The 10820-nt window shown below is 61.5% G+C and carries 8 protein-coding genes; 3 read left to right on the top strand and 5 right to left on the bottom strand.

Annotated elements, in window-relative coordinates:
* The first annotated feature begins 333 nt into the window (after positions 1 to 333).
* Positions 334 to 567, top strand: a complete 234-nt coding sequence (locus GIW04_RS21995) for a hypothetical protein (protein WP_003189656.1) — start codon at positions 334 to 336, stop codon at positions 565 to 567.
* 37 nt (positions 568 to 604) lie between these two features.
* On the opposite strand, the gene sulA is transcribed toward GIW04_RS21995, so the two are convergent.
* Both sulA and lexA read right to left on the bottom strand, forming a co-directional pair.
* Positions 605 to 1078 (bottom strand): SOS-induced cell division inhibitor SulA, encoded by a 474-nt coding sequence (gene sulA, locus GIW04_RS21990; protein WP_003189659.1) that lies wholly within the window; start codon positions 1076 to 1078, stop codon positions 605 to 607.
* A 10-nt stretch (positions 1079 to 1088) separates the two neighbouring features.
* A complete protein-coding gene (lexA, locus tag GIW04_RS21985; protein ID WP_003172575.1) occupies positions 1089 to 1697 on the bottom strand; it encodes a transcriptional repressor LexA in 609 nt (202 codons plus the stop codon).
* Between the two features lie 263 nt (positions 1698 to 1960).
* Here lexA and GIW04_RS21980 point away from each other — a divergent pair, with 263 nt between their 5' ends.
* Together GIW04_RS21980 and nagZ are read left to right on the top strand one after the other, a co-directional pair.
* A complete protein-coding gene (locus tag GIW04_RS21980; RefSeq protein WP_003189661.1) occupies positions 1961 to 2668 on the top strand; it encodes a TetR/AcrR family transcriptional regulator in 708 nt (235 codons plus the stop codon).
* 135 nt (positions 2669 to 2803) lie between these two features.
* On the top strand, positions 2804 to 3814 hold the full coding sequence (gene nagZ / locus GIW04_RS21975; RefSeq protein ID WP_032877216.1) for a beta-N-acetylhexosaminidase: 1011 nt from the start codon (positions 2804 to 2806) through the stop codon (positions 3812 to 3814).
* Positions 3815 to 3915: 101 nt separating this feature from the next.
* On the opposite strand, the gene GIW04_RS21970 is transcribed toward nagZ, so the two are convergent.
* The 3 genes from GIW04_RS21970 to mfd are packed head-to-tail and all read right to left on the bottom strand — an operon-like array spanning position 3916 to position 10642.
* Positions 3916 to 6606: a DEAD/DEAH box helicase gene (locus tag GIW04_RS21970; protein WP_120247671.1), complete on the bottom strand. Its 2691-nt coding sequence runs from the start codon at positions 6604 to 6606 to the stop codon at positions 3916 to 3918.
* A gap of 9 nt (positions 6607 to 6615) precedes the next feature.
* Positions 6616 to 7182, bottom strand: a complete 567-nt coding sequence (locus tag GIW04_RS21965) for a CsiV family protein (RefSeq protein WP_034135101.1) — start codon at positions 7180 to 7182, stop codon at positions 6616 to 6618.
* Between the two features lie 10 nt (positions 7183 to 7192).
* Positions 7193 to 10642, bottom strand: a complete 3450-nt coding sequence (gene mfd, locus GIW04_RS21960; RefSeq protein ID WP_120247672.1) for a transcription-repair coupling factor — start codon at positions 10640 to 10642, stop codon at positions 7193 to 7195.
* Between the last annotated feature and the right edge of the window lie 178 nt (positions 10643 to 10820).

The following is a 10820-nucleotide window of genomic DNA, read 5'->3' as shown; positions in this document are numbered from 1 at the left end:
CCACGAATTCAAGCCTGCGTTCGGCCAGCGTGGTTTAACGGGGCGCCTGAGATCAAGATCAAAAGCAGATCAAGAGCTGCTCGCTTCGCATCGTGGTTACCGTTGGCTGCTACGGCTTACAAAGTTGTATAGATACTTATGCTGCGATAGCGGTGGGTCCGTTTGCTGATTATTTGCTGATACTCCGCCATCCCAGGCAAGCCAGCTCCCACATTGATTAGCGTGTTGCCCAGGGCACCATTCATCAAGCCGTCAACAAACCTGTCCATATCCTCTGCGAGGCTGGGTGGATGACTGATATAATCCCAGGCCTTTCGTGGAGAACAGACTTTTATGCCAACGTCCTTTCTGGAAATTGTTGAACTGCCTGACGGCCGAATCGAACTGCGCCGGGCGGAGGACGAGGGTTCTCTGGTTATTCTGGATTTCTCCGAAGACGCCAAAGTCTTCCTGCAAGGCCAGCACGTCGAAGTGGCTAAAGCCATGTTGAGCGTGGGCGTACAGATGGCAGGTCGCCTTGCCGAAGGCGAGCCGGAGAAAGAAGAAGGGCCGCGCGTTCTTCACTGAGTCCTTGGTGAAGGCTGCGTTTGTGGCGCGCCCGTCATTACCCCAATCGAATATTTAAACTCTGCGCATCACCCATGCGCGCAGCGCTGATCAGTTGCTGCTTGGCGCTTGCATTCAAAGGGTTCAACCAGCTCACCACCGTATGGCTACGGCCCAGACGCAAGGCTTCGCAGGTAAGCTGCTGGGCGCTTTGCGCGCCGCGTGGTTGCAGCAACAGGATGCGCTCGCGGTTGAGCCCGGCGTCCCGCAGCCAGGCCTGGGTGAGGCTGGCGGGCGGGGCGATCAGTGTCAGCCAGCGGGCGTCCTGATCTTCGCTTAATTCGCGCAGGATAGGTGCCAGCAGGTTCAGGCAGCTCTCAGCCGCACCGCGCAACGACAATTCACTGAACGCCTCAGGTTCGCCGCCCCAAGGGGCTTCGACCGTTTCCTTGAGGATTGGCGCAAGGGGTTGGGCCATGAAGGCCTCGAACAGCGACAGTTGTGCGTGTTGTGGGGTGTGTACGAGCTGCATGATGCCTCCTTTAGCGGCGAATGACGCCGACACTCAAGCCTTCGATCACCAGGTCCTGGTCTTTCAGGTTGACTTCGATCGGGGCAAACTCAGGGTTTTCGGCCAGGAGCCAGACCTTGCTGCCTTCGCGTTTGAAGCGTTTGACCGTGACCTCGTCGCCGATACGGGCCACGACGATCTGGCCATTGCGAGCTTCGCGGGTGGTATGGACCGCCAGCAGGTCACCGTCAAAGATGCCCACGTCCTTCATGCTCATGCCGTGAACGCGCAACAGGTAGTCGGCGCGGGGATGGAAGAAGGTCGGGTTGATGTTGCAGGATTCCTCGACGTGCTGCTGCGCCAGGATCGGCGCACCTGCGGCGACGCGGCCGATGATCGGCAATGTCGACTCGTCGGCCTTGGCTTCGAAGCCAGGGATACGAATACCCCGCGAAGCACCTGGGGTCATCTCGATCGCACCTTTGCGAGCGAGGGCCTTGAGGTGTTCCTCGGCGGCGTTCGGGGATTTGAACCCCAGCTCCAGGGCAATCTCCGCACGGGTAGGCGGGTAACCATTGTCATCAAGGCAGCGCTTGATAAAAGCCAGAATCTCAGCTTGGCGTGGCGTCAGTTTTAGCATGTTGATCGCTCTGTCTTTTTATACAGTGACTGGGATTATATACAGTGAACTGCGCTTGGCAATCATCCTTTTTAGCGGCTCCGCTGGACGGTCATCCGTCAGCCGTCCTACACAGCAGATGCGGCGCTGCCTACAGAGCTGCGAGGATGTGATTAAATAGCGATGAAACAGATGACCGACCAGCCGCAAAGCGGACCTGCAGGCTTGACAAGACACACTCTGAAACGTATGTTTCAAACAAGTGTTTGTCAGGCGGAGTAGCCATGGCCCAGTCGGAAACCGTTGAACGCATTCTCGATGCTGCCGAGCAATTGTTCGCGGAAAAAGGATTTGCTGAAACTTCATTGCGGCTGATCACCAGCAAGGCTGGGGTCAACCTGGCTGCTGTGAACTATCATTTCGGCTCGAAAAAGGCCCTGATCCAGGCGGTATTCTCACGCTTTCTGGGCCCGTTCTGCGCAAGCCTCGACCGTGAGCTGGAACGCCGCCAGGCCAAGGCCGATCACAAGCCCAGCCTGGAAGAGCTGCTGGAAATCCTGGTGGAGCAAGCGTTGGTTGTGCAGCCTCGCAGTGGCAACGACCTGTCGATCTTCATGCGCCTGTTGGGCCTGGCGTTCAGCCAGAGCCAGGGCCACTTGCGCCGTTACCTGGAAGACATGTACGGCAAGGTGTTCCGCCGCTATATGCTGCTGGTCAACGAAGCGGCCCCGCGTATTCCGCCTATCGAACTGTTCTGGCGCGTGCATTTCATGCTCGGCGCCGCAGCCTTCAGCATGTCTGGTATCAAAGCGTTGCGGGCAATTGCCGAGACCGATTTCGGCGTAAACACTTCCATCGAGCAAGTCATGCGCTTGATGGTGCCGTTCCTCGCCGCTGGCATGCGCGCCGAAACCGGCGTCAGCGATCCGGCCATGGCCGCCGCCCAGTTACGCCCACGCAGCAAAACCGTACCGGTCGCCGCCAAGGTTTGATCGCTGCGGGTGGGCGCGGCCGCTTGCATCCGCTAAGCTAGCCGCCATGCCGATTTCAGCTATTTATTCGCAACCTGTCGTCCTTGCCGTGCCTGGCAAGGACGACGGGTTGTGTGCGTTATTTAAGGAAGGTTTATGACTGCTGCCCTGCAAGGTTCTTTGATGGTCGACGTCGCCGGTACCTGGCTCACGGCCGAGGATCGTCACCTGTTGCGCCAACCGGAAGTGGGCGGCCTGATCATTTTTGCGCGCAATATCGAGCACCCGCGCCAGGTTCGCGAGTTGAGCGCAGCCATTCGCGCAGTGCGTCCGGATTTGCTGCTGGCCGTGGACCAGGAGGGCGGCCGCGTGCAGCGTCTGCGCCAAGGCTTCGTGCGCCTGCCGGCCATGCGTGCGCTGGCGGATAACCCCAACGCCGAATACCTGGCCGAACAATGCGGTTGGATCATGGCCACCGAAGTGCTTGCGGTGGGCCTGGACCTGAGTTTTGCCCCAGTGCTGGACCTCGACTACCAACGCAGCGCCGTGGTCGGCACCCGCTCCTTTGAAGGCGACCCCGAGCGCGCTGCCGTGCTCGCCGGTGCCTTTATCCGCGGTATGAACAGCGCCGGCATGGCCGCCACCGGCAAGCACTTCCCTGGCCACGGTTGGGCCGAGGCCGATTCCCACGTCGCCATTCCCAACGACGAGCGCAGCCTGGAACAGATTCGCGCCAACGATCTGGTGCCTTTCGCACGTCTGAGCAAGCAATTGGCCGCCGTGATGCCGGCGCACGTCATCTACCCGCAGGTCGATGCCCAGCCCGCCGGCTTCTCACGCCGCTGGTTGCAGGACATCCTGCGCGGTGAGTTGCAGTTCGACGGGGTGATCTTCAGCGATGACCTGTCCATGGCCGGCGCCCATGTGGTCGGCGATGCGGCCAGTCGTATCGAAGCGGCGCTGACCGCCGGTTGTGACATGGGCTTGGTGTGCAATGACCGTGCGGCGGCCGAGTTGGCGCTCAGTGCAGCGCAGCGGATGAAGGTCACGCCCTCGGCGCGGATTGCACGTATGCGTGGGCAGGCGGTTGCCTCGACGGACTATAAGCAGGACCCGCGTTGGCTGACAGCGCTTACTGCGTTGCGGGATGCGCAGTTGATCGGCTGAAGACCGCGGCGCGGCCATCGCAGGCAAGCCAGCTCCCACATTTTGATTTGTGAATACATTCAAGTGCGGGAGCGGGCTTGCTCGCGAAGGCGGCCTAACAGTCAGCGCTTCTCTTGCTTGTTGGGTAGCGGCGCAAACAACGCTTCAATCTCCTCATTGCCCAACTGCCAATCCCCCGTGGTCCGCCCATCCAGCACGCCCGCCGCCAGATCGGACTTCTCCTTCTGCAAGTGCTGAATCTTCTCCTCCACCGTGCCTCGGGCAATCATCTTGTACACAAACACCGGCTTTTCCTGCCCGATGCGGTACGCACGGTCGGTGGCCTGGTTTTCCGTGGCCGGGTTCCACCAGGGGTCATAGTGGATAACCGTGTCGGCTTCGGTCAGGTTCAAACCTACGCCACCGGCTTTCAGGCTGATCAAAAAGATCTGCAGCTTGCCGCTCTGGAAGTCTTTCACCGGTGTACGTCGATCCCGGGTCTGGCCGGTCAACAGAGCGTAAGCAATCCCGCGTTTTTTCAGCTCAGCCTCGATCAGGCTCAGCATCGAGGTGAACTGTGAGAACAGCAGGATCCGGCGGCCCTCGGCAAACAGCTCGTCGAGCATGTCCATCAGGCTGTCGAGCTTGCCCGAGCTGCTGCCACGGGCGGGCAGGGTAGCGTCGTTGACCAGCCGCAGGTCGCAGCACACCTGGCGCAGTTTCAGCAGCGCTTCAAGGATGATGATCTGGCTGCGGGCCACGCCTTTGCGGGTGATTTCGTCGCGGACCTTTTTATCCATGGCCAGGCGCATGGTTTCGTACACGTCGCGCTGGGCCTCGTTGAGGTCGACCCAGTGGATAATCTCGGTCTTGGGCGGCAGTTCGGTTGCCACTTGTTCCTTGGTGCGGCGGAGCAGGAAGGGTTTGATCCGACCGTTGAGGTGCTGCAATCGCACCTCGCTGGCACGCTTTTCAATGGGCACGCGGTAATCACGGTTGAAGCTCTTCACGTCGCCCAGCCAACCCGGCAACAGGAAGTGGAACAGCGACCACAGCTCACCCAGGTGGTTTTCCAATGGAGTGCCGCTCAGGCACAGGCGCTGGCGGGCATTCAGCTCGCGCGCGGCCTGGGCCGCCTTGCTGGACGGGTTCTTGATGTACTGCGCTTCATCCAGGATCAAGACGTGCAAGGGCAGGGCGGCGAGCTGTTCGATGTCCTTGGGCAGCAGGGCGTAGGTGGTCAGCAGCAGGTCGTAGTCATTCAGGTTGGCGAAATGTTTCTTACGCCCCGCGCCATAAAGTGCCTGCACTCTCAGCTGCGGGGTGAAGTGCGCAGCCTCATCGAGCCAATTCGGGATCAGGCTGGTAGGCATCACGACCATGCACGGCCGATCAAGGCGCCCGGCGATTTTCTCGGTAAGAATATGCGCCAGGGTTTGCAGGGTTTTACCCAGGCCCATGTCATCCGCGAGTATCCCACCCACCTCCAGTTGGCGCAGTGACTGCATCCAGCTCAAGCCTTCCAGCTGATAGGGGCGCAAGGTCGCATTCAAGCCTTCAGGCGCCGCGCAGGTGAAATCCTTGATATCGCGCAGGCGCTGGGCGAAGTTGCGGATCTTCTCGCCGCCTTCCCATTGCAGTGGCAGATCTTCCAGCGGGTTGAGGCGTATGGCGTCGGCCTTGGCCAGGCGCAGCGCGGTGGTGCCGGCTTCTTGCAGGTAAAACTCGCCGAGGGTCGCCAGCACCGGCTTCAAGCGGCCGTAGGGCAGCGCCACTTGCAGCGGGCCGTGGCCGTTGGGCAGGCCAGGGATGTTCACCAGGATCAGCTCTTCATCGCGGCGCCGCGCGAGTTTCTCGGGGTTGAGAATCTCGGTGTGGGAGCGCATCAGGTTCAGCAGGATCGGCAGCAGGCTCAAACGTTCGCCGTTGACGATGATGCCCAGCTCCAGGTCGAACCAATCGCGTTCCGGCCCTTCATCGACGGTGGCATACCAGTCATCGACGGGGCTGAGGTCAAAGCCGAAGTCTTCATCGATCTGCAGCTCCCAGCCTTCGGCGCGTAAGGTGGGCGACACATTGAGGGTGAAGTTCAGCCAGGCACTGTCATTGACCATCTCGAACAGCTCGCCGGCACTTTCCGGCAGGGCCTTGCTCTGGCGCGTGGCGATCTTGAAACCAAGCAGGCGCAGGTGTTCGCGATAGGCCTGTTCTTGCTCGGGATGGCGCTTGATCCGCAGGCTCTGCGTCTCTTGGCGCACAATGATGTCAGCATTTTTTTGCCCGCTGACATAGTTGCCCAGGTAGTTGAACGACAACGCCGCACGGTGCTGGATATAGCGCTGCATCTTGCCGTTGCGCGGCTCGAACGCGCTGAACTCCACGCTGGCCAGCCACAGGCGGGGCACCGGTTGCACGTCGTCCATCACCACCTGGGGCAGGACCACGCGGTTATCCAGCACTGCCTGGAGCTTTTCCAGCAGTTGCGCATCCTGGGCCGCTGCCGGGTAGGCCAGGGTTTCCTGGACCTTGAGCAGCACCGCCGCGATGTGTTTGCAGTTGGTGTGCACCGGGCACGTGCAGCGGCTGTCCACCAGGATCAGCAGGCCCTTGGCCGATTCGCGCAGTGAGATGGTCTGGCGGTAAACGTTGCCGCCCGAGCCTTCGCAACTGGCGGTGATGGTGCTGTCGCCGCACTCGACGATGCGCACGCGGTTTTCCAGGGCGTAGCGCCGCCCGCGCTCAAGGCTTTGCTCTTTGAAGCGGTTGGCCCACGAAGGGGCCAGGGGTTTGGTCAACGACGACGTCAGGGGCATGGCGCGCAATCAGTCCTGAAGGTCGGGCGGTGGTGCGCTGGGTGGCTTGGCGGTCAGCGAGGTGATCTTGATCAGCAGCGCCAGGTGGCCGCCGTCCAGGTAGTTGAGCTGGTTGTTCTTGGTGCGCACGTCTTTCTGACTCAAGTGTTCGCTGTTAATCACGCTGCCGTTGCCGTCGAACTGGTTGATCCAGAAATCCGCGTCGATATCGGTAAAGCGCCCCAGTTGCAGGCTCAACACCCCTTCGATAGGGAACTGGCCGAATTGCTCCTGGCCATCGGTGATCGCCACCTTCACCGGTTGCTCGCCCAGGTTCTGTTCCCAGGCTTTGTGGGCGAGCACCGTGTAGTTGGCGTCGGCGCGCAGCTTGTCGACGATATTACCCAGGCGCGGCGGGCTCATCCGCTCACCCAGGCGCGGCGCGCCCGCATCCCAGTTTTCCGGGGCGGCGCGGCTGTTGATCACAGGTTCCGCATTCTGGCGCACCAGGATCATTTCCACCTGATACAGGCTGTCGGCAAAGGCCGAAGGTGCGAGTACCACCAACAACAGGCTCAAAATGCGGAACACGCGCATGGGGGCGTCCTTAAACGGATTTCGGAATGAGGCGTTCAAACAGCGCCTCCAAGGTGTTGAAGCGTTCTTCGGCACGTTCCATCGGCACCATGAACTTGAACAGCGTAGCCCCTTCGAACTTGTAGCGGTTGGGCTGGCCCTGGATCAGCTTGATCAGCACCAACGGGTCGACCGGCGTCTGCGCTTCGAACTCGATACGCCCGCCTTGCGGCCCGGCGTCGACTTTCTTGATGCCCAACTGCTCGGCCTGCAACTTGAGCAGGGTCAGGCGCACCAGGTTCTTGGTCGGCTCCGGCAGCAGGCCGAAGCGGTCGATCATCTCTACCTGCAAGTCCTTGAGGCCTTCTTCGTCGGCCGCCGAGGCAATGCGCTTGTACAGGATCAACCGTGCATGCACATCCGGCAGGTAGTCTTCGGGAATCAACGCCGGCAAGCGCAGGTTGATCTCCGGGCCGCCGCCTAAGGGTTGGTCGAGGTTCGGTTGCTCGCCTTTGCGGATGGCTTTCACCGCGCGTTCGAGCATCTCCATATACAGCGTGAAACCCACCGCCTGGATCTGCCCGCTCTGGCCATCGCCGAGCAACTCGCCGGCACCCCGGATTTCCAGGTCGTTGGTGGCCAGTACAAAGCCCGCGCCGAGGTCCTGGGTATTGGCGATCGCCTCCAGGCGTTTTTCCGCATCGGAAGTGATCTGCTGGCGCGGTGGTGTCAGCAGGTACGCATAAGCCTGGTGGTGACTACGCCCGACGCGGCCGCGCAGTTGGTGCAGTTGCGCCAGGCCGAACTTGTCGGCGCGCTCGATGATGATGGTGTTGGCACTCGGCACGTCGATGCCGGTCTCGATGATGGTCGAGGCGATCAGCACGTTGAAACGCTTGTGATAGAAGTCGCTCATTACCTGTTCGAGTTCGCGCTCGCGCATTTGCCCATGGCCGATGGCGATGCGGGCCTCCGGCACCAGTTCGGCGAGGTCGGCGGCGCATTTCTCGATGGTTTTCACATCGTTGTGCAGGTAATACACCTGGCCGCCGCGCAGCAGTTCGCGCAGCAGGGCTTCCTTGACCGTGCTCTTGTTCTGCTCCATCACGAAGGTGCGCACCGACAAACGACGCGCCGGTGGCGTGGCGATGATCGACAGGTCGCGCATGCCCGATACCGCCATGTTCAGCGTGCGCGGAATTGGCGTGGCGGTGAGGGTGAGGATGTCGACTTCACTGCGCAGGGCCTTGAGCTGTTCTTTCTGGCGCACGCCAAAGCGGTGCTCTTCGTCGATGATCACCAGGCCCAGGTTCTTGATCTTCACATCGTCCGACAGCAGCTTGTGAGTACCGATGACGATGTCGATCTTGCCCTCGGCCAAGTCGGCGACGGCGGCATTCACTTCCTTGGCGGACTTGAAGCGGCTCATCACCTCCACGGTCACCGGCCAGTCGGCAAAGCGATCGCGGAAGCTGTTGTAGTGCTGCTGGGCGAGCAGGGTGGTCGGCACCAGAATCGCCACCTGGCGACCGCCGTGCACCGCAATAAAGGCAGCGCGCATCGCCACTTCGGTCTTGCCGAAGCCCACGTCGCCACACACCAGGCGGTCCATCGGCTTGGGCGCGAGCATGTCGGCGCGCACCGCTTCGATGGTGGTTTGCTGGTCGGGGGTTTCTTCGAAGGCGAAGCCGGCGCTGAAGGTGGCGTAGTCGGCTTTCGGGTCGGCGAACGCATAGCCTTCGCGGGCGGCGCGACGGGCATAGATGTCGAGCAGTTCGGCGGCCACGTCGCGCACCTGTTCGGCGGCCTTGCGCTTGGCTTTCTGCCAGGTCTCGGAGCCCAGGCGATGCAACGGCGCCAAGGCGTCGTCGCTGCCGGTGTAGCGGGCGATCAGGTGCAGGTTGGCCACCGGCACGTAGAGCTTGGCGCCCTCGGCGTATTCCAGGGTGAGGAATTCGGCGGCCTGGTTGTCGATCTCCAGGGTCTGCAGGCCCAGGTAGCGGCCCACGCCATGGTCGATATGCACCACCGGCGCGCCTTCGCGCAGCTCGGTGAGGTTTTTGATCACTGCGTCGTTGTTGGCGTCGGCGCGTTTTTCCCGGCGTCGGCGCTGCATCACGCGCTGGCCGAACAGCGGGCTTTCGGCGATCAAGGCCAGCGCCGGGTCATCCAGCCGCAGCCCTTCGTCCAGCGGCGCGATGGTGATCGCCAGGCGCTCTTTGCTGGCGACAAAATCCGGCCAGCTGTCGACGGTTTTTGGCCGCAGCTTCAGGCGTTCCAACAGCTCCAGCAGCACTTCGCGGCGCCCGGCGGATTCGGCGGTGAACAGTACGCGGCCGGGGAAGTCGCCGAGGAAGTTGGACAACGCTTCCAGCGGTTGCGTGGCCTTGGCCTGGATCGCCAAATCGGGCAGCGCGCTCGCCGGGAAACGCTCGCGGCCACTACCGGCGTCCACGTCCTGCTGGCTGGCGACCACACGTGGCCAGTTTTTCAGGCGCGCGAAGCAGTCTTCCACCGGCAGGAACAGTTCAGAGGGCGGCAATAAAGGCCGGGACGGATCGACGCGGCGTTCTTCATAGCGGTTGCGCACGTCGTTCCAGAAGTTTTCCGCCGCCTGTTCGATACCCGGCAGCGAGAACACCTGGGTGTCCTGGGGCAGATAGTCGAAGAGGGTGGAAGTTTCGTCGAAGAACAACGGCAGGTAGTACTCGATACCCGCAGGCGTGATGCCGCTGCTCAAGTCCTGGAAGATCGGGCAGCGACGGAAATCCACGTCGAAGCGTTCGCGAAAGCGCGCCTTGAAGCGCGTGACCGCGTCTTTTTGCAGCGGGAACTCCCGCGCCGGCAGCAGCTTGATCGAGTCGACCTTGTCGATGGAGCGCTGGTTCTCTGGATCGAAGGTGCGCAGCGTCTCGATCTCGTCATCGAACAGGTCGATGCGGTACGGCAACTTGCTGCCCATCGGGAACAGGTCGATCAAGGCGCCGCGCACCGCGAACTCACCGTGTTCGTACACGGTGTCGACGCAGCGGTAGCCGCTGGCTTCCAGGCGCGTGCGCATCTGCTCCACATCGAGCTTCTGGCCGACGTCCAGCACCAGGCTGCTGCCGAGCAGGAACTTGGTCGGCGCCAGGCGATGCAGGGCAGTGGTGATCGGCACCACCAGCACGCCATGGGCCAGTTCCGGCAAGCGGTACAGGCTGGCGATACGCTGGGAGATGATGTCCTGGTGCGGCGAGAACAGATCGTAAGGCAGGGTTTCCCAGTCGGGAAAATGCAGCACCGGCAAATCCGGGGCGAAGAAGCTCAGCTCCTGCTCCAACCGTTCGGCACTTTGGCTGTCGGCGGTGAGCAGCAGGGTAAAGCGCTTGGCTGCGCTGGCAGCCTCGGCAATGGCCAGGCTCAGGGCGGCACCGGGCAGGTTGCCCCAGTGCTGTTTACCTGCCGCGGCAGGGAGTAGCGGTAGACGCAGAACGGGCACGGAAGGTTGAGCTCCAAGCGTTGCGACAAAGTCGGTAATTGTAACGGCCCCAGGTGCCGCCTGTCAGTTGCTGACTGTGCCTATTACGGTTTGTAGGAAATGTAGTGGCTAAGACAAACAATGGCGGGTTTTGACTCAATATGTAGTGCCAAAATGCGCGAATGTTTAGGAGGGTTAC

The organism is Pseudomonas sp. PA-4-8C (genome assembly GCF_021606625.1).
Classification (GTDB): domain Bacteria; phylum Pseudomonadota; class Gammaproteobacteria; order Pseudomonadales; family Pseudomonadaceae; genus Aquipseudomonas; species Aquipseudomonas lactis.
The sequence above is the reverse complement of the archived record's forward strand: the minus strand, read 5'-3'. Positions and strand labels throughout refer to the sequence as shown.

Bases quoted from the DNA above. Each gene is read 5' to 3' on its own strand.
- GIW04_RS21995 (WP_003189656.1), top strand. From the start codon at position 334: ATGCCAACGTCCTTTCTGGAAATTGTTGAACTGCCTGACGGCCGAATC.
- sulA (WP_003189659.1), bottom strand. From the start codon at position 1,078: ATGCAGCTCGTACACACCCCACAACACGCACAACTGTCGCTGTTCGAG.
- lexA (WP_003172575.1), bottom strand. From the start codon at position 1,697: ATGCTAAAACTGACGCCACGCCAAGCTGAGATTCTGGCTTTTATCAAG.
- GIW04_RS21980 (WP_003189661.1), top strand. From the start codon at position 1,961: ATGGCCCAGTCGGAAACCGTTGAACGCATTCTCGATGCTGCCGAGCAA.
- nagZ (WP_032877216.1), top strand. From the start codon at position 2,804: ATGACTGCTGCCCTGCAAGGTTCTTTGATGGTCGACGTCGCCGGTACC.
- GIW04_RS21970 (WP_120247671.1), bottom strand. From the start codon at position 6,606: ATGCCCCTGACGTCGTCGTTGACCAAACCCCTGGCCCCTTCGTGGGCC.
- GIW04_RS21965 (WP_034135101.1), bottom strand. From the start codon at position 7,182: ATGCGCGTGTTCCGCATTTTGAGCCTGTTGTTGGTGGTACTCGCACCT.